The organism is Microtetraspora sp. AC03309, from assembly GCF_020826795.1.
Classification (GTDB): Bacteria; Actinomycetota; Actinomycetes; order Streptosporangiales; family Streptosporangiaceae; genus Microtetraspora; species Microtetraspora glauca.
In genome coordinates, this window is the sequence record NZ_JADDIL010000075.1 from 1 (window position 1) to 16,545 (window position 16,545).

The window sequence follows — 16,545 nt, forward strand, 5'->3', positions numbered from 1 at the left end:
GTGATCGAGGTGCTCAATTACGTGATGGCGGCGGCGTCATCGCTGCTCAAATCCGTGATCGTCGACAGTGAAGGCCATGGACGCGGTGAAGAGCCTGGAAATTGCAGCCGTCAAGGACTCCCCGGCGTATGGGGCGCGGAACGTATCGATAGTGGCGGCGGGAACTGGGGAGGCCCTCCCCGGCCCGGCAACCTGCGGAGATGAGTGTTGCTGGAGCGTGGCGTCCTATAACCGGTCAACGCCGGGAAATGGAGTGTCGGCCGGGTGGGCGTCGGAGGCGGCCGTAGTACTGCTGGAGCCGACCGGACAACACAACCGGCGGTTAAGGGAAGGGCCGCTGCTTCGTCGATGCGCAGCGATTGTGATGGAGGGGCCCGGTGAGTGCCGGTCAGGCTAGTCCCACCGCGTCGGGGTCACGGGAACCACGGGTTCGGCGTGATCCGGTCCGTGCCTTGCAGCATGTGCTGTACCGGGCGGCCAAGGCCGATCCCGGGGGTCGATCCCAGGCGCTGTATGACAAGGTCTGCCGCAGGGACGTGTTGCAGCGCGGGTGGGTTGCGGTGCGTGCCAACAACGGCGCACCCGGTATCGACAAGACCACTTTGGCCGAGGTCGAGGAGTACGGGGTTGCGATGGTCCGCCGGTTTGTAGTCAGGTGTCGCACTTGGGTCGAACACTTGTCTCGACGTATGTAGGAGCTGAATCTGTGGAGCCAGGGGTGCGGCCAAGATCGCCGCAGGAGAATGGTGTGACGTCGGAGCTCTGAAACTCTAATTCGACCTCCCTGCGTAGACATCGCAGGCGAGTACCTCATCTGGCCCGATGGCAAGCCCACCCGGAGCGCAGGGCCGCCAGGCCCGAGGCACCGGAAGGGGCGCGGCCGATCGCCCCACCCACGTGTGGCGGGGTCCGAAGTGAGCGATCGTCACGGTCTTAACTGGGGACTTCTGTGGGCTTCGGGTGCGCTGGCGGTGCGTGTCCGGACCGGCCGAAGAGCCGCAGCCGGACACGCAGACCGACCGGTGCGCCCGGCGGGCCGCGCAGCGGACCGCCCTTGATAACGAGAAGAAAAGTTGCTTTCGATCATGAGGCTGGGGACGGGGCTCAGCGCGCGCTAGCGGCCGGGACCGCGGTTGCCCAGACTCGTTCGAGACTGGCGAGGTAGACCGCTGCGGTGCCTTCGTCCTCGGTGGCTCGTACGTGGATGACTGGGGCTTGAGCTGCTGGGGTGCCGTAGGCGTGGATGTTGACGAGAAGGTCGTCGTCGGCGCGATAGATCGAGTTGTAAAGCACGGTCCGGTGCAGTCGGATCGCGACGCCCTCGACACCCTGCAGCTGCCGATAGAGCGTGAGGGAGTTCCTGATCCTTGCGGCCATGACATCGTGGCCGATGCCCTCGTCTTGCCCTCGGGCGGCTACCTCGGGGCTGTCTGGATCGCCGAGCAGGATCCGGACCTGAACACCTGCGCGGGCGCGCTCGCCCAGCAAGCGAACCATGCCCGCGTCCTCGGCGAGGAACAGGCCGCTGTAGGTCAGGATGTCGATCCTCTCCGCAGCTTCCTGGAAGAGACGTCGCCAGACGGATTGCGGCACGGCCCAGCGGTGCGGGTAGACGGCCCGGACGTCGTCGGAGATCACCCTGCCTGAAGCGACCTCGGGCCATAGCTCGGCCTCGTCGACCTGGAGGAGATCGGCAACCGCCCAGCGGTGGCGCGGGTAGGGGATGCGGCCTTTCATCCAGCGGTTCACGGTCTTGGGGTCGACGGCGAGAGCGGCAGCGACGTCGACGGCTTGGAGCCTGGCGGCGGCGAGGGCGCGGCGAAGGTTCTCACTCACGGGGGCGTACCTCCTGAGAGATGGCTCTGCGCGCGACGCTAACACGAGGCGTCCCTAGACGTCCCCTAGTTGTGGTGTAGAGATTCCGGACCGTGACGGAAGCTCGTCGGCACAGGGAAGCGGCCACAACCGCCTATCTCCGAGCCGAAGGAGCGTCACCGATCATGAATGTGATCAAGATTCAGCAGCGCGCCTACCAGCAACAGTTGTTGGAGGAACTGCGCGCCGAACTCAAGCGGAGGGGCATCGTCACGGTCCTGCTCGTCGACCAGAACGGGCGCCCCGCGCTGGACGTGCCGGACAACCGATTTCGTCCCCGCCGGGTCTTCGTTCACCTGGCGTTCCTGTGGTTTTACTGGGGCGACCAGGGCGACGAGCGGGTGTCGTGCCTGCGCCTTGCGCCGGCGGCCGATCGGATCGAGCAGGCCGCGCAAGAGGGCTGGCGCGAGGGGGAACAGGGTGAGATCGGCTTCGACCTGGACAAGGTCATCGGTGCGCACTCCTGACCGGCTCGCAAAGCCGTTGACCGGCTGGCGCATATACGCCCAGATCGCCGAACGGCTTCGCCACCGCATCACCTCGGGCGAGTACGCGCCGGGCTCAACGCTGCCGTCAGAGGCCGTCCTGTCGGCGGAGTTCTACGTGGCGCGGAACACGGTCCGGCGGGCGTTGACGGCCCTGGAGGAGGGCGGGTTGATCCTCACGGTCCCGTCCAAGGGGCGGATCGTGCGGCCCGCCGCCCAAGAGGCCGAAGTCTCCTATCGCTACCAGGAGATCGCGAAGAGCTTGCGCGGCCGGATCGAGCGGGGCGAACTCGGACCCGGCGACGCCCTTCCCAGTGAGGCCGAACTTCGCTGGCTGTTCTCCGCGGCCCGCAGCACGGTACGGCAGGCGTTCGCGGAGCTGGAGAGTGAGGGGCTGGTCGTGTCCCGGCATGGCAAGGGCCGGTTCGTACGCTCCTCGCAGTGACGTTCAGGGTGAGACGTCCTAGGACGTCTCACCGGACGCCCTGGGCGTGTTCGGGGGTTTGGTGCCTATTGTCGGGGACGTGACACAAGCTGAGTGGGCGCGCGACCTGGCCAGACAGCTTCTTGAGAAGCCCCTCCCTCGCCGGTGGGCGCATACGCAAGGCGTCGCCGCGCGCGCGGCTTCGCTGGCTCCGATCCTCGGCGATGACGCCGACACCCTGATCGCCGCCGCATATCTGCATGACATCGGGTACTCGCCCGATCTGGTCGACACCGGGTTTCATCCCCTCGACGGGGCGCGCTACCTGCGTGACGTCGCGCAGGCCGACGAGACGCTTTACCGCCTGGTGGCGCATCACTCCTGCGCGGTGAATGAGGCGACCGAACGGGGCCTGTTCGACGTCCTGACCAAGGAGTTCGTGCCGGAGCGGCCTGACCTGATGGACGCGCTGACCTACTGCGACATGACCACTGGCCCGGACGGACGCCGTCTCAACGTCGCCGAGCGCCTGGCCGAGATCCATTCCCGCTACGGCCCCGAGCATCTGGTCTCCCGCTCGATCACTGCTTCGACCCCGTGCATCCTGGCCGCCGTCCGGGCGACTGAAAGTGCGCTTGCCTCGGCAGGGGATACCCCTGGCTGATCGACATCGGCATGATGAGGACATGCGACTCCCCACGCCGGATGACCCCGAAATGATGGCAGTCGTCGATCAATACCTCATGCCGAGGGAACGGTATTTGAAGCTGCTTCACAGCAACTTTCTGGCGATGCCGGCAAGGGAGCGCTCACGGTTCGGGCGCGAGTTGTCAGCCTCGGCGCGTCAGATCAGTGACCAGGAACTCTCGTTGCTCTTGGACGGTGAATGGCGTTCGCGACTCACAGCGGCCTGGCTGATCGGCATCGATCGTCGCGCGCAGTTCCACAGCCGCCTCCACGCGATGCTCCTGGACAGCGAACTCGTCTATTCAGGCCAGGGGTACTGCTTCGCCTTCGCCCGGTTCGCCGACGAGCCCGCCGCCGCATCACTCGTCGCCTACCTGGACCGCTACCTCCCCGATCCGACGTGCCACTACAACCAGGATTGGGCGATGGGCGCGCTGCTCCACCTCGACGAACGACTGAGAACCGATCACGCCGCTCGCTTCCTCGCTCCACGTGGTCTGTGGGCGAGATCGGCCATGCGCGACCAGGATCCGACGGAACTGAAAGAGAAGATGGACCGGCGGTGCTCATTCGCGGAGACCATCACATCATGACCGTTGGCTGTCACCCGATGTACGACAAGCCGGTTCCGGCGAGGTAGTGGCCGATCCGCATTCGCATTGACCGGTCCATCGAGAGCGTCTCAACCTGCTCGCGCGGCACCCATCGCACTTCGCGTGACTCGTCACTCGGGGTCGGCTCGCCGTCGACCGCTCGGGCCGTGACCACGATCGAGAACTCTTGGCGAGCCTCGCCATTGGACGTGTAGAGGATCACGTGCTTCGGGTCAGTGTAGGTGCCGACCAGACCCGTGATCTCACAGACAATGCCAGTCTCTTCGAGGGTCTCGCGGACGGCGGCCTGCGGCAGCGACTCGCCCAGATCGATCGCACCACCGGGGACGGCCCAGTTGCCGTTATCCGAGCGGCGGATCATCAGGACGTCCCCGGCGTCGTTGGCGACCACCACGTTGACCGACGGGACAAGGCTGTTCGGCTTCGGGGCCTCGGGGTCGTCGTAGAAGTCGATCCTGCGCGCCATGGTCAGGACTCTACCGGCGTGGCCTGGTCCCACACCCGCTCGAAGCTGTCCGCGTACGTGGCGACCATGCCGCCGCCGAGAACCTTGCGCAGGTGCAGGACGGGCGCGTTCCCGGCGGGCACCCCGTACACGTGGGTGTTGACGAGAAACTGATCGTCCCCGCGGTAGATCGAGTTGTACAGCACGGTGCGGTGTAGCCGGATCTCCACCCCGGCGAGCCTGCGGATCGGCTGGTAGAGCACGAGGGCGTTGCGGATCTTGGCGGCCATGCCGCCGTCTATGCCCTCGTCCGCGCCGCGTTGCGCGACCTCGGGGCTGTCGGGGTCGCCGAGCAGGATCCGCACCCGTACCCCGGCGCCGGCCTTCTCACCGAGCATCCGCACAATGCCCGCGTCGTCAGCGAGGAACAGCCCGCTGTAGACGAGCACGCCGATCTCGTTCTTGGCCTGGGTGAACAGACGTCCCCATGCGTCCCTGGGTACGGCCCAGCGGTGCGGGTAGACGGTGACGATCTCGCTCTCCGACGCGGACGCCACCTGTTCCCGGGTCAGAGCTTCCGGCCAGAGGTAGCTCTCGTCCATCCCCAGGTGCGTAGCGACTGCGTATCGGTGCTTTCGGTACGGTGCGCGGCCTTTGGTGATCCACCGTTCGACCGTCTTGGGGTCCACTTCGATGGCGGTCGCCAGATCGGCGATGCTCACCCCGCGTTCCAGAAGTGCCGCGCGTAACCGCTCGTTCGCCATCTCACCTGCCACGTTCGAGGACGTCCAGGGACGTGGCAATCGTAGACGGGACGTCTTGAACATGTCCCGTCGTGTAGTGATTTCGTCCTGCCCTTTCGCCGCAATCTCGGTGTCACAACGCAGCACCGACCGCGACGAAAGGAGAGGTGATCATGACAAACACCACGATCAACCCGCCCGAGGAGACCCCCGGCTGCGACTGTGGCGCGCTCCTGGAGCAGGGGCAGATCCGGTGCCGTAAGTGCCTGGCCCGCGACCGGTGGACCCGCCGTCAGACGGCCCGGCGCAGGGAGAACAAGCGGCGCGCCGCGACCCGGCGTCCCCCGCGCGGCCCGCTCGGCTTCGCGCAGGCGGGGGTGATCTGGTCGTGAGCACCCTGCCCCTGATCTTGGCACTTCTGCTGTCCGGCGGCGCGGGCGCCGGTTACGTGACGGTCCTGTTCGGCATCCGGCGTGAGGACAAGGCGATGAGCCTGGGTGCTCCGCCGGATGGGCGGGCGGCGTCATTGGCCCGGCGGGTGACCGGCTGCCATGTTCGCCGCGAGGTCCCTACTTCGGGGATCTCCTGGACTCAGACAGCGTCGACTCGACCCGGGCGAGACGTTCCGACAAGTCCCGTACGGCGGTGCGTAGCTCGATGACCTCGCTCGCCAGGTCCGTCGCCGGCCTTTCCTCGGGCTGCTCGTCCTCTCGGACGAAGACGCCCTTGCCCTGCTGGCCGATGACCAGACCCTCGTTCCGCAGGATCCCGACGGCCATCTTCACGATGCTCAGCGAGGCGTCGTACTGCTCGGCGAGTTGGGCGGTCGACGGCAGCGGCGCGCCGGGCGCGAGAGCCCCGCCGCGGATCTGTTCGCGCAGATCGTCGGCGATCTGGAGGTAACCCGGTCGTCCCGTCTTCTTGACCATCGCTCCTATCTCAGCACAGGAGAACGACCAAGCCAACCGAGAGAACATTGACAACCAAGCCAACTAGGTTAACTATGTTGACCTACGAGTCCTAAGGAGGTCACCACCATGCGCGCCATCCCGATCCCGGTCGACACGGCCAAGCTCACCTTCACCTGCGTCAAGGACCCACGGCCCCGCCTGCTCAACCAGAACACCGGCGAGGTCAAGACCGACAAGAACGGCCAGACCGTCTACGAGGTCATCACCTCCGTCGAAGACGACTTCGGCCGCATCGAACTCGTCAAGATCGGCATCTCCGGAGAGCCCCCGATCACGCGCGGGCAGCAGATCAACCCCGTCGGGCTGATCGGCTACCCCTGGGAGCAGACCCGCGACGGCGAGGTGAAGTGGGGCATCGCCTACCGCGCCTCCGCGCTGCTCCCGGCCGAGGAGGGCGCCAATGCCTGACACGCTCGCCCAGACGCTCGGAGCCCTGGCCGCCGCGGTGGCCGGGCTCTGGGCCTGGCGGCGCTTCCACTACCGCTCGTTCTGGCTGGTCGTCGGCTTCCCGCTCGTCGCGCTGACCGTCCGGGCCACCTGGCGGAAGGTGGCTCTCGGCTGCGGGCTGACCAAGAAGCGGCAACGCTGGTGGTTCACCACCGTGCCCGGCGCAATCGCCTCAACCGGCATCGTGAAGGTACGGCGGCGCTTCCAGCGGGTCGCGGTCGACACCAAGCCGTGGATGTGGCTACCTCACCCGACCCGGCACGGCTGGCGCGTCACCCTCTGGACCCTTGAGGGCCAGATCCCCGCCGACTACGCCCAAGCTGCCGAACGGCTCGCGCACTCCTGGGGCGTTCACGCGGTCCGCGTCTCCTCGCCCCGTCCGGGGCGGGTGGTTCTGGCCGCGACCATGCGGGACCCGCTCGTACGGGTCGACCACATCCCGCCCTCGTCCGAGCTGCTCCAGGTGCCCGTGGGCCGTCTGGAGACCGGCGGCCTGTGGTCGATCGACTTCCGTACCGTCCCGCACTGGATCAACGCGGGCGCGACGCAGTCCGGCAAGTCGAACCTCGCGAACGCGCTGATCGTCGGCCTGTCACCGCAACCGGTCGCACTGGTCGGCTTCGACCTCAAGGGCGGCGTGGAGTTCACCCCCTACGCTCCCCGGCTGTCAGCGCTGGCCACCACGCGGGCCGAATCGGTCGGCCTGCTGGATGACCTGGTCGCGCTGATGGTCGACCGGATGGGCCTGTGCCGCACGGCAGGCGCGCGGAACATCTGGCAGCTTCCGCCGGGAGTGCGGCCGGTACCCGTCGTGGTCCTGGTCGACGAACTGGCCGAGCTGTATCTGATGGCCGACAAGTCCGAGAAAGACGAGGTCGCGCGTACGTCCACGGCGCTGCTGCGGGTGGGTCAGCTCGGGCGGGCGTTCGGCATCTATCTGTTCCTGTCCGGTCAGCGGATCGGCTCCGACCTCGGTCCCGGCGTGACCGCGCTGCGGGCACAGTGCTCGGGCCGCATCTGCCACCGGGTCAACGACCCGGAGACGGCCACGATGACGCTCGGCGACCTCGACCCGGCCGCCCTCGTCTCCGCGCGAGCGATCCCCGCCGAGACACCGGGCGTCGCGATCGTCGCTTCCCAGGACGGCCAGTGGTACCGCGCCCGCTCCTTCTACGTCTCCGAGCACGCCGCCGAGTACGCGGCCCGCACCTGGTCCCATCTGACGCCGGAGTGGGCCGAGATCATCCGGCCCGGCCACTCCTCCGGACTGGATGAGGCCGACCTGTCCGAACTCCTCACCGCCTGAACCCGAATCACCTGACCCGACAGAAAGGGGGTAACGATGCGACGCCTCGCCTCATGGCTGCTCGACTCCGGGCCTGTCCTGGTCCTGGCCGCTATCGCGGGTGCCGGATCGTTCACCCACATCCGCGACACCGCCACCGACCACAGACAAACCGGCTGGATGTCCTGGGCAGTGGCCGTCTGCGTCGACCTCACCTGTGTCATGGCCGCTCGGGAGCGCCAGCGGGACAAGAAGACCGGTCGAGTACGGCAGGGCTGGGCGTCCTGGCCCACGCTCGTCCTCACCGCGGGGATCGTCCTGTCCCTGGCCGCCAACCTCCACCAAGCCGAACCGACCGTCTGGGGCTGGCTCACCGCCGCGACTCCGGCGGGCGCGTTCCTCATCGCGGTTTCGATGTTGGAGCGTCGCGCCTCCGGCCCTCCTCCTGAACCGTCCCCGGCCACCGTCCCGGCGTCCTCGCTGGTAACGGTGTCACCGTTCGTGTCGCCGGCCATTACACCGGCCGTCGTCCCGTCCTCGTCCTCGTCCTCGTCCTCGTCCTCGTCCTCGTCCTCGTCCTCGTCGATCAAAGGGATATCCGCTGTGGCGGACAGCCCGTCCTCGGCGGCCGAGGGATCGTCCGCCGTACCGGTGTCTGTCCCTGCCGATGAGGACGGCGCCCCGGCACCGTCCCCGGCACTGGTCGACTACGCCCGGCGCGTGGCCGGCGAACACCACTCCAGGCACGGCAAGCCGATCACCCGTGACCTGCTCCGCGCCCGCCTGGGCGTGTCCAACCAACTCGCCTCAGACCTGCTCCGCACTCTGCGAACCGCGTCCGAACCCGCCTGACGGAAGGAGATCACCACATGAACAACGACCACCGCCCACGCCTCGTCGCCGGCCTGCGCGCCCTGGCCGACTTCCTGGAGGCCAATCCCGAGATTCCCGCCCCGCGAAACGTCACCGTGCATCACTTCCCCAAACGGGCCAACGACGCCGAGATATGCGCGGAGGTCGACGCGATCGCCGCCCGCCTCGGCTCCGAGATCGACCCGCAGGAGCGCGAGCACGGCCACTACTCCGCGTCAATCAACTTCGGCCCGGTCAGCTACAAGGCCGTGGCCATCGTCGCCGCCACTCGCGCCCGGCATGAGGCCGAGTCCAGCTATGTCGGCTGCGTCCAGCCCGACGCCCCCACCATCGACCCGGCTCACGCCGCCTGACCACCAAGGGAGGAACCGAACCATGCGAATCCGCCTCGACGGGACCCGCGCCGAAATCGTCGACGCCCTGTTCCGGCTGCGCCAGACGTTCACCGTCTCCGGCGTCTCCCGCGCCTACCTCGACCGGACCCGCCCGCATCACTGGCGGGTCTTCGTCACCACCACAGCCCGCGAGAGGAGGTAACCCGCATGAACGACACCGAGCAGGCTCCCGCCCCGGAAATCACGGAGATCACGCCCAAGCGCTGGCAGTGCTGCCACTGCGGTGGGGGCGGCCTGGACTCCTACGGCGACACATGCCGTCACTGTGACGGGCTCGGCTTCTGCTGAACCGTCAGCGCCCCCGGCCTGGCCGTACATCCGCCAAGACATGCGCCAGGTCGGGGGCCATCCCTCCACCCCAACGAGTGAAAGGAGGTCTCCATCTTGCCCGCATCTCTCACCAATGCGCACGCCATCCGCGGGGCAATCGCCCGGCTCGATGACCCGAGCTACTCCCGGTGGGCATCCCAGATCCGCCGCGCGGGCGGCTGCCGACAGCCGATCCACCTCCGGGGCCGGGTCGAGCACTGGGACCAGGCCACCGGCGAGCTCCTCCACCGCTACAGCACCCGGACCGAACCTGACGGTGTCCTTCGCGTCCCGTGCAAGACCCGCCGCGCCTCGCGCTGCCCGTCCTGCGCCGAGACGTACCGGGCTGACACCTACCACCTGATCCGCGCCGGCCTCGTCGGCGGCAAGGGCGTTCCGGAGTCGGTGACCGGTCACCCGTGCCTATTCGTGACGCTCACCGCGCCCTCCTTCGGCGTCGTTCACACCCGCCGTGAGAAGAATGGCAAGATCCATCGGTGCCATGCGCGCCGCGACGCTCAAAAGTGTCCCCATGGGCGGGTCCTGTCCTGCACCGCGCGGCACGGGGCTGATGAGGAGTGTCTTGGTGAGCCGCTGTGTCCCGATTGCTACGACTACACGGGCTCGGTGCTGTTCAATGCAACGGCTCCGCTGCTGTGGAAGCGGTTCGCTGAGGCGCTTCGCCGGCACCTGGCCAAAAGCGGCGGCCTCACCCTCGCCGAAATGCGCGCCCAGCTCGTCGTCTCCTTCGCCAAGGTCGCCGAATACCAGCGGCGCGGAGTCGTCCACTTCCACGCCGTCATCCGGCTCGACGGCCCGGACGGGCCGACGTCGACACCTCCGGCCTGGGCGACCCTGGCCCTACTGGCTCAGGCCGTCCAACACGCAGCATCGGTGGTCACCGCTACGGTCCCGGCCGTAGACGGGGAACCGGCGCGAGTGCTGCGCTGGGGCCACCAGATCGACGCCCGGCCCATCACCCTCGACGGTGACCTGACCGAACAGGCCGTGGCGGGCTACATCGCCAAGTACGCCACCAAGGCCGCCGAATGCGTCGGCACCCTCGACCGGCGCGTCTTCCCTACCGAGGACTTGGCCGCGCTGCCGGTACGCGAGCACGCCCGGCGGCTCATCGCCGAATGCCTGCGCCTGGGCGCCCTCGACGACCTGGCCGACCTCCGGCTGAGCCAGTGGGCGCACATGCTCGGCTTCCGCGGCCACTTCTCCACCCGATCACGCCACTACTCCACCACCCTCGGCGACATCCGGGCCGACCGCGCCGAACACGCCATCGGCGAGGACATCACCACCGGGCGCCTGCCGCTCTTCGAGGAAGACACCGTCCTCGTCATCTCCGAGTGGCACTACGTCGGGCGCGGCTTCACCCCCGGTGACGCCCTCCTCGCCGCCTCGTTGACAGGCACGGCCTTACCGTCGCCCTCGGCTGCCCTGGGAGGTGACGCCTGATGACGCGTAATGACCGGCTCCTCACCCTTCCCGAGGTGCTCGACGAGCTCGGTGGCGCATCCCGCCGGACCTTCTACCGCTGGCGTGAACTCGGCCACGCGCCCAAGTGCATCAAGCTCCCGAACGGAGAACTCCGCGTCTGGCGTAGCGAGCTCATGGCGTGGCTTGAAACCCTGCGGGAGGCTGCGTGAGCACCTCCTATGACGTGAAGTTCTTCGAGACCTACAGAAACAAGTCCAGCAAGACGCCGTCATACGTCGTCCGGTGGCAGGTGGCTAGAAAGCGGTCTTCGAAGACCTTCCGGACCAAGGCTCTCGCCGAGAGCTTCCTCTCGGATCTGCGGCAGGCAGCCAAGCGGGGTGAACTGTTCGAGGTCGAGAGCGGGCTACCAGCCTCGATGATCAAGGCGAAGAGCGCCCGCTCCGTCTTCGACTTCGTCCGGGCCTACATCGAAATGAAGTGGCCTCACGCGGCGGCGAAAACCAGGGACAGCATGTCTGATGCGCTCTCCACGGTGCTGCCCGCGCTGACCAAGGATCGTCCCGGCCGTCCCGATCCGGACACGCTGCGAACGGCCCTGCGCAAGTGCGCTCTCATCCCCGAGGGCAAGCGGCCGAACGCATCTCCGGAGATCGCCAAGGCCGTCCGCTGGCTCGAGTCGGCCTCCCTCGACCTGACCGAACTCAACGAGACCAAGACCGTGCGACTCGCCCTCGACGCGCTCGCGCTCCGCCTCGACGGCAAGGCGGCCAGCGCGAACACGGTCAGGCGCAAGCGGGCCGTCCTGCACGCGGTCCTTGAGTACGCCGTAGAGCTGGAAGAACTGCCGTCCAACCCGCTGCACAGGGTCAAGTGGAAGCCGCCCAAGACTACGGAGACCGTAGACCCTCGTGTGGTCGTCAACCCTCGGCAGGCCGAGGAGCTGCTGACCGCAGTGACCTACGTGGGCAAGCGGGGCCGGGGGCGGCGGTTGATGGCCTTGTTCGCCTGCATGTACTACGCGGCGCTTCGGCCCGCTGAAGCCGTCGCCCTTCGGCAGCAGGACTGCCATCTCCCGGAGACCGACTGGGGCAGGCTTCTTATTGACGTCTCGCGCCCCGAGGTCAATACGCAGTGGACCGACAGCGGCGACGCTCACGAGGAACGCGGCCTCAAGCACCGTGGCCGCGACGACGTACGACCGGTGCCTATCCCTCCCACCCTGGTCAAGATCCTTCGAGACCACATCAGGGAGTTCGGCGTCGGTGCGGACGGCAGGATCTTCCGGAGCGAACGCGGCGGAGTGGTCGCCTCGACGGCCTATACCGAGGTCTGGCAGGCCGCCCGGCTCCTCGCCTTCACACCGGCCCAGGTCGCCTCCCCCCTCGCCCGACGGCCGTATGACCTCCGGCACGCGGCCGTGTCCCTCTGGCTCAATGCAGGTGCCCCGGCCCCCGAAGTGGCTGAACGGGCGGGTCACAGCGTTGACGTTCTACTGCGCGTGTACGCCAAGTGCGTCGACGGACAGCAGGAGTTGGCCAACCGCAGGATCGACGATGCCCTGACAGCGTGAGTGGTCACTGGTCACAGGGGTCCCGGAACCCGTCCGGGACCCATTCGTTTTACATCGCCTGGACGTTTCCTACTGCGCCGCCGCCGGTCTGGTCGGCATCAGCCAGCAAGCGCTCAAACTGGTGCTGGATGCGTTGGACATGAGACTGCGGCGATTCAGCCCCTGCACGGGGCCGGGCCGGTAGATCAGGAACGACGCAGCTCCGCAGACAACCATGTGCCCCTATGGCCACGAACAGAAACAGACGTTTCCCTGATTGGATTTCAAATCGGACCAACAGGACAGAAAACTACCAAAACCTTCGGCCGGTGGCGGAGTTTGACCGAGGCCGAGTTGGCAAGCGCGTAAACTAGCTCTTTACCGAAGAGGGGTAACCCCAAGGGCTTGCCTATATCGCCGAAGGAGGCAGTCGATGAAGAAGATCGACGGCATTGCCAAGTCGGTCAGTGAGATCCTCAAAGGAAACAAGTATTCCATCGACTACTATCAGCGCGAGTACAAGTGGGAGTCGAAGCAGCTCCAGGAGCTCGTCAACGACTTGGCGAGCAAATTCGAGGAGGCATGGGAACCAACTCACGAGCGCGAGCAGGTCGAGAAGTACCCGCACTATTTTCTCGGGTCGATCATCATTTCCGAGAAGGACTCCGTCCCCTACATCGTGGACGGGCAGCAGCGCCTCACCACCCTCACATTGCTCCTCACCTTCCTGCGACGCCTGCAACAGGGCCGCGACGACGAAGTACTCATCGACGATCTAATTCTTTCGGTGAAGTACGGCAAAAAGTCGTTTAATCTCAACGTCAAGGACCGCGAAAAGTGCATGTCCGCTCTCTTTGAGCACGGCACGTTCGATCTAGACGACAGCACGTCTGAGTCGGTAAAGACACTCGTCGCGCGATACAATGACCTGGCGGACTTATTTCCGGAAGATCTACGCGACAATGCCCTACCCTTCTTTATCGACTGGGTGCAACACAGGGTCCAGATCGTGCAGATCACGGCGTATACCGACGACGATGCTTATGCCATATTTGAGACAATGAACGATCGTGGCCTCAAGTTGACCCCGGCAGATATGCTTAAGGGCTACCTGCTGGCGAACATCGCCGACGGTGAGCCGCGAGTGAAGGCCAATGACCTGTGGCGGAAACGTCTCCAAGGGCTTGCCGAGAGAGACAAGGACGCTGACTCAGATTTCCTCAAGACGTGGCTCCGGAGCCAGTACGCCCGCAGAATCCGCGAACGCAAGAAAGCAGCGAAGCCTGAGGATTGGGACCGTATCGGCACCGAGTTCCACCGCTGGCTGAGAGGTGAAGCGTCGCGAATTGGGCTCAACAAGACCGCAAAATACCTCGACTTCGTGCTGACTGACTTCGACTTCTACAGCCGGCAGTACCTCCGCATCCTCGATGCGGCTAGCTGGCGCTTCACGTCACCAGGCCTGGAGTTCATCGGCTACAACGCCGACCAGGGTTTCACTCTGCAACACCAACTCCTGCTGGCGCCCCTGCGACCGCATGACCCAAGCGGGGTCGTGGACATCAAGCTGGAGCTGGTTGCGAGGTACGTAGATATCCTACTGGCCTGGCGTATCTGGAACTACCGGAGCATCGCCTACTCGACTATGCAGTACGCCATGTTTATCGTGATGCGCGACATCCGTGGGCTGGAGATGGACGAGCTGGCGCATCGGTTACACGTGTCACTGCAGAGGGAGTCCGAGACCTTCGATAGCAACGATCGCCTGCGTGTGCACCAGCAGAACCGCCACCAATTGCATCGGCTCCTGGCTCGCATCACCGACTACATTGGCGTCCAGTCGGGAGAGGCCCCAAAGTACCGCGAACTTACGAATAACAACAAGGTTCGCTACGAGGTCGAGCACATTTGGGCGAATCGTCCGGAGCAACACACTGACGAGTTCCCCCATGCCTACGAATTCGGCGAGCATCGCAATCTCATCGGCGACCTGCTTCTCCTACCCAAGTCTTTCAACGCCAGCTACGGTGACGACACTTACGAGCAGAAACTTCCACATTACCTCTCACAGAACCTGCTAGCCCGCTCGCTACATCTCCAGTGCTACGAGAAGAACCCCGGCTTCATGCAGTTTCTGAAGTCTACCGATTTGCCGTTCAGGCCATACGGGTCATTTAAGGCAGCGGACGTGGTCGAGCGCGGAAATCTTTACCGTGAGATCGCGAAACGCATCTGGGACCCGAACGATCTTCTCGATATCGCGAAGAGGGCACACTGAGCCATTGCCGGTAACGGCTTGTTGCGCTGGGTAACGATCCTGGGCGACGACAGACAGGTGATCAGAAAGCGTAAAGCCCCTGGTAGAAGTGGTCTTGACTAGAGATCAACTTCACAACCAGAGGCTTCACGTGCCCACAAGTGTCACATACACCGCGACCTTGAGCATCCGCCGGGAGACCGTCCTGTTCCTGGCAACTCTCCTACGCGAGGAACGCCGCCGTCGAGGTACCCGCCGAGGCCGCCGCGCGATCACCTGCTTCACCCAGGCCGTGCTCATCCTGCGCTGGTTCGCAGACAACACCCGGATCACGCAGCTCGCGATCGATCACGGCATCAGCCGCACGACCGCCTACCGCTACCTGCACGAAGGCATCGACGTCCTCGCCTCCCTGGCACCCGACCTACGCGACGTCCTGGAGAAGGCGACGCACGCAGGGCTCACGCACGTCAACCTCGACGGCATCGTGATCGCCACCGACCGAGTCGCCACCCCAGGCCCCAACCGCGCCGACCTGTGGTGGTCAGGCAAGCACAAACACCATGGCGGGAACATCCAGGTCATCTCCGCCCCGGACGGCTGGCCGCTATGGGTGTCCGACGTCCGGCCCGGCCGCGAACACGACATGACCTGCGCCCGCCAGCACGGGATCATCACCACTCTCGCCACTTTCCGCCCCGATCTGCCGACCCTGGCCGACCTGGGTTACGAAGGCGCCGCCGACGTCGTACGCGTCCCCGTCAAGAAGAAGTCCGGCCAGCCCAAGCTCGGCCATGACCAGCACACCTACAACAAGCTGCTTCGAGGCCTGCGAGGAATCGGCGAGCGGGCGAACGCCCTGCTCACTGTCACCTTCAAGGCCCTACGCCGGGTAAGCCTCGACCCTTGGCGCATCGGGAAAATTGTTCAGGCCGCACTCGTCCTGCTCAACCACGAGCACAACTGGACCATGTCGGCGTCACACAGCGTGATCTTCAGTTACTGACAATGGCTCACTGAACATCACAACGACTGCCCGCCTGCAGAGCTGGCCGACCCGGCTTACAGCGGAGGCACACGACCGGAAGCCAGTTCGTGGGCCAGGATCCCGCGTTCCGTCAGCGGGTTTTGATGGCCTACAAGTACCTGCTGAGCGGATTGCGGCTACAACCGCTGACTCGACGGCACGGCGATCGGCTTGGATGGCGCCTATGTCCACTCATGGGCATTCCACGGGTCGGACGGGCTGGTCAACGGTCTGTGGCCTGGACGCGCTGCACTACAAGCTGTACGACAACGGCATGCTCAGCGCGCACCACGATCATCGTCTCGTCCAGTTTCGTCGGCCCAAACACCGTTGACCATGAGGGGCAGTGGCTGGGGTTCGCAGGCTGGGCCGCGAAGATGGGGCCCACTCGCTGAACAGGGAGGCGATGGGTGCACTCGAAGACGCAGCGCTGAAGTCCAGAACCCCTAGGGAGACTGGGCCGGAGTCGCATGGCAGTTCGTGCAGGCGGCGCATCGTTGGGAGCGAACAGTCAGGACTGGCTGTTGATCGGGAAACCGCCCTGTCGACGGCGCACGCCGCATGCATCGGACAGTGAGCAATATTCGGGTGAGCGAGCGGACCATCGTCGGCGCACGTTCTTGGGCCAGACCCCTCCCGCAAGCTACGTTGACCTGCAAGAACGCCACCAAGATCATTGCACTCATATTGGTGGACCGGTGACAAACGAT

At 65.7% G+C, this 16,545-nt stretch carries 21 protein-coding genes; 17 read left to right on the forward strand and 4 right to left on the reverse strand.

Annotated features, from left to right (window positions below):
- A partial coding sequence (locus IMZ11_RS33505; RefSeq protein ID WP_228646407.1) for a hypothetical protein occupies window positions 1-204 on the forward strand: 204 nt, incomplete at its 5' end.
- A 900-nt stretch (window positions 205-1,104) separates the two neighbouring features.
- Here IMZ11_RS33505 and IMZ11_RS33510 read toward each other — a convergent pair.
- Complete coding sequence (locus IMZ11_RS33510) at window positions 1,105-1,836, reverse strand: XRE family transcriptional regulator (protein WP_228646408.1); 732 nt, start codon at window positions 1,834-1,836, stop codon at window positions 1,105-1,107.
- 164 nt (window positions 1,837-2,000) lie between these two features.
- On the opposite strand from IMZ11_RS33510, the gene IMZ11_RS33515 reads away from it, so the two are divergent.
- The 4 genes from IMZ11_RS33515 to IMZ11_RS33530 all read left to right on the forward strand — a co-directional run bounded on the left by IMZ11_RS33515 (window position 2,001) and on the right by IMZ11_RS33530 (window position 4,064).
- Window positions 2,001-2,342 (forward strand): hypothetical protein, encoded by a 342-nt coding sequence (locus IMZ11_RS33515; RefSeq protein ID WP_228646409.1) that lies wholly within the window; start codon window positions 2,001-2,003, stop codon window positions 2,340-2,342.
- Window positions 2,329-2,805 carry a GntR family transcriptional regulator gene (locus IMZ11_RS33520; RefSeq protein ID WP_228646410.1) on the forward strand — a complete coding sequence of 159 codons (477 nt, stop codon included), beginning with the start codon at window positions 2,329-2,331 and terminating at the stop codon, window positions 2,803-2,805. Before IMZ11_RS33515 ends, IMZ11_RS33520 begins: the two co-directional genes overlap by 14 nt.
- Window positions 2,806-2,884: 79 nt before the next feature.
- A complete protein-coding gene (locus tag IMZ11_RS33525; protein ID WP_228646411.1) occupies window positions 2,885-3,448 on the forward strand; it encodes an HD domain-containing protein in 564 nt (187 codons plus the stop codon).
- Window positions 3,449-3,470: 22 nt separating this feature from the next.
- A complete protein-coding gene (locus IMZ11_RS33530) occupies window positions 3,471-4,064 on the forward strand; it encodes a DUF6000 family protein (protein ID WP_228646412.1) in 594 nt (197 codons plus the stop codon).
- Window positions 4,065-4,074: 10 nt separating this feature from the next.
- On the opposite strand, the gene IMZ11_RS33535 is transcribed toward IMZ11_RS33530, so the two are convergent.
- Both IMZ11_RS33535 and IMZ11_RS33540 read right to left on the reverse strand, forming a co-directional pair.
- Complete coding sequence (locus IMZ11_RS33535; protein ID WP_228646413.1) at window positions 4,075-4,551, reverse strand: NUDIX hydrolase; 477 nt, start codon at window positions 4,549-4,551, stop codon at window positions 4,075-4,077.
- Between the two features lie 2 nt (window positions 4,552-4,553).
- Window positions 4,554-5,132 (reverse strand): XRE family transcriptional regulator, encoded by a 579-nt coding sequence (locus IMZ11_RS33540; protein ID WP_308066884.1) that lies wholly within the window; start codon window positions 5,130-5,132, stop codon window positions 4,554-4,556.
- Between the two features lie 314 nt (window positions 5,133-5,446).
- Between IMZ11_RS33540 and IMZ11_RS33545 the strand changes: the two genes are divergently transcribed.
- Window positions 5,447-5,665, forward strand: a complete 219-nt coding sequence (locus tag IMZ11_RS33545; protein WP_228646415.1) for a hypothetical protein — start codon at window positions 5,447-5,449, stop codon at window positions 5,663-5,665.
- 177 nt (window positions 5,666-5,842) lie between these two features.
- Here IMZ11_RS33545 and IMZ11_RS33550 read toward each other — a convergent pair whose 3' ends face one another.
- A complete protein-coding gene (locus IMZ11_RS33550; protein ID WP_228646416.1) occupies window positions 5,843-6,202 on the reverse strand; it encodes a winged helix-turn-helix domain-containing protein in 360 nt (119 codons plus the stop codon).
- Window positions 6,203-6,310: 108 nt separating this feature from the next.
- On the opposite strand from IMZ11_RS33550, the gene IMZ11_RS33555 reads away from it, so the two are divergent.
- From IMZ11_RS33555 to IMZ11_RS33605, 11 genes are all read left to right on the forward strand, one after another.
- Complete coding sequence (locus IMZ11_RS33555) at window positions 6,311-6,652, forward strand: hypothetical protein (RefSeq protein ID WP_228646417.1); 342 nt, start codon at window positions 6,311-6,313, stop codon at window positions 6,650-6,652.
- Window positions 6,645-7,997 carry an FtsK/SpoIIIE domain-containing protein gene (locus IMZ11_RS33560; RefSeq protein ID WP_228646418.1) on the forward strand — a complete coding sequence of 451 codons (1,353 nt, stop codon included), beginning with the start codon at window positions 6,645-6,647 and terminating at the stop codon, window positions 7,995-7,997. The genes IMZ11_RS33555 and IMZ11_RS33560 overlap by 8 nt, the downstream gene beginning before the upstream one ends.
- A 36-nt stretch (window positions 7,998-8,033) precedes the next feature.
- The gene (locus tag IMZ11_RS33565) at window positions 8,034-8,828 is read left to right on the forward strand and encodes a DUF2637 domain-containing protein (protein WP_228646419.1); all 795 of its coding nucleotides are present in this window, start codon (window positions 8,034-8,036) and stop codon (window positions 8,826-8,828) included.
- 17 nt (window positions 8,829-8,845) lie between these two features.
- The gene (locus IMZ11_RS33570; protein WP_228646420.1) at window positions 8,846-9,202 is read left to right on the forward strand and encodes a hypothetical protein; all 357 of its coding nucleotides are present in this window, start codon (window positions 8,846-8,848) and stop codon (window positions 9,200-9,202) included.
- Between the two features lie 22 nt (window positions 9,203-9,224).
- A complete protein-coding gene (locus IMZ11_RS33575) occupies window positions 9,225-9,386 on the forward strand; it encodes a DUF3970 family protein (RefSeq protein WP_228646421.1) in 162 nt (53 codons plus the stop codon).
- 5 nt (window positions 9,387-9,391) lie between these two features.
- Window positions 9,392-9,532 carry a hypothetical protein gene (locus IMZ11_RS33580; protein WP_228646422.1) on the forward strand — a complete coding sequence of 47 codons (141 nt, stop codon included), beginning with the start codon at window positions 9,392-9,394 and terminating at the stop codon, window positions 9,530-9,532.
- 96 nt (window positions 9,533-9,628) lie between these two features.
- The gene (locus tag IMZ11_RS33585) at window positions 9,629-11,020 is read left to right on the forward strand and encodes a replication initiator (RefSeq protein WP_228646423.1); all 1,392 of its coding nucleotides are present in this window, start codon (window positions 9,629-9,631) and stop codon (window positions 11,018-11,020) included.
- Entirely contained in the window at window positions 11,020-11,211 is a 192-nt protein-coding gene (locus IMZ11_RS33590; protein WP_228646424.1) for an AlpA family transcriptional regulator, read from the forward strand. The genes IMZ11_RS33585 and IMZ11_RS33590 overlap by 1 nt, the downstream gene beginning before the upstream one ends.
- Window positions 11,208-12,572 carry a tyrosine-type recombinase/integrase gene (locus IMZ11_RS33595; RefSeq protein WP_228646425.1) on the forward strand — a complete coding sequence of 455 codons (1,365 nt, stop codon included), beginning with the start codon at window positions 11,208-11,210 and terminating at the stop codon, window positions 12,570-12,572. Before IMZ11_RS33590 ends, IMZ11_RS33595 begins: the two co-directional genes overlap by 4 nt.
- Before the next feature lie 412 nt (window positions 12,573-12,984).
- Window positions 12,985-14,829 carry a DUF262 domain-containing protein gene (locus IMZ11_RS33600; protein WP_228646426.1) on the forward strand — a complete coding sequence of 615 codons (1,845 nt, stop codon included), beginning with the start codon at window positions 12,985-12,987 and terminating at the stop codon, window positions 14,827-14,829.
- A gap of 130 nt (window positions 14,830-14,959) precedes the next feature.
- Entirely contained in the window at window positions 14,960-15,814 is an 855-nt protein-coding gene (locus IMZ11_RS33605) for a transposase family protein (protein ID WP_228646427.1), read from the forward strand.
- Window positions 15,815-16,545: the final 731 nt, after the last annotated feature.

Coding starts and splice junctions, on each gene's coding strand:
- IMZ11_RS33515 (WP_228646409.1), top strand. CDS start 2,001: ATGAATGTGATCAAGATTCAGCAGCGCGCCTACCAGCAACAGTTGTTG.
- IMZ11_RS33530 (WP_228646412.1), top strand. CDS start 3,471: ATGCGACTCCCCACGCCGGATGACCCCGAAATGATGGCAGTCGTCGAT.
- IMZ11_RS33535 (WP_228646413.1), bottom strand. CDS start 4,551: ATGGCGCGCAGGATCGACTTCTACGACGACCCCGAGGCCCCGAAGCCG.
- IMZ11_RS33540 (WP_308066884.1), bottom strand. CDS start 5,132: ATGGACGAGAGCTACCTCTGGCCGGAAGCTCTGACCCGGGAACAGGTG.
- IMZ11_RS33545 (WP_228646415.1), top strand. CDS start 5,447: ATGACAAACACCACGATCAACCCGCCCGAGGAGACCCCCGGCTGCGAC.
- IMZ11_RS33550 (WP_228646416.1), bottom strand. CDS start 6,202: ATGGTCAAGAAGACGGGACGACCGGGTTACCTCCAGATCGCCGACGAT.
- IMZ11_RS33555 (WP_228646417.1), top strand. CDS start 6,311: ATGCGCGCCATCCCGATCCCGGTCGACACGGCCAAGCTCACCTTCACC.
- IMZ11_RS33560 (WP_228646418.1), top strand. CDS start 6,645: ATGCCTGACACGCTCGCCCAGACGCTCGGAGCCCTGGCCGCCGCGGTG.
- IMZ11_RS33565 (WP_228646419.1), top strand. CDS start 8,034: ATGCGACGCCTCGCCTCATGGCTGCTCGACTCCGGGCCTGTCCTGGTC.
- IMZ11_RS33570 (WP_228646420.1), top strand. CDS start 8,846: ATGAACAACGACCACCGCCCACGCCTCGTCGCCGGCCTGCGCGCCCTG.
- IMZ11_RS33575 (WP_228646421.1), top strand. CDS start 9,225: ATGCGAATCCGCCTCGACGGGACCCGCGCCGAAATCGTCGACGCCCTG.
- IMZ11_RS33580 (WP_228646422.1), top strand. CDS start 9,392: ATGAACGACACCGAGCAGGCTCCCGCCCCGGAAATCACGGAGATCACG.
- IMZ11_RS33590 (WP_228646424.1), top strand. CDS start 11,020: ATGACGCGTAATGACCGGCTCCTCACCCTTCCCGAGGTGCTCGACGAG.
- IMZ11_RS33600 (WP_228646426.1), top strand. CDS start 12,985: ATGAAGAAGATCGACGGCATTGCCAAGTCGGTCAGTGAGATCCTCAAA.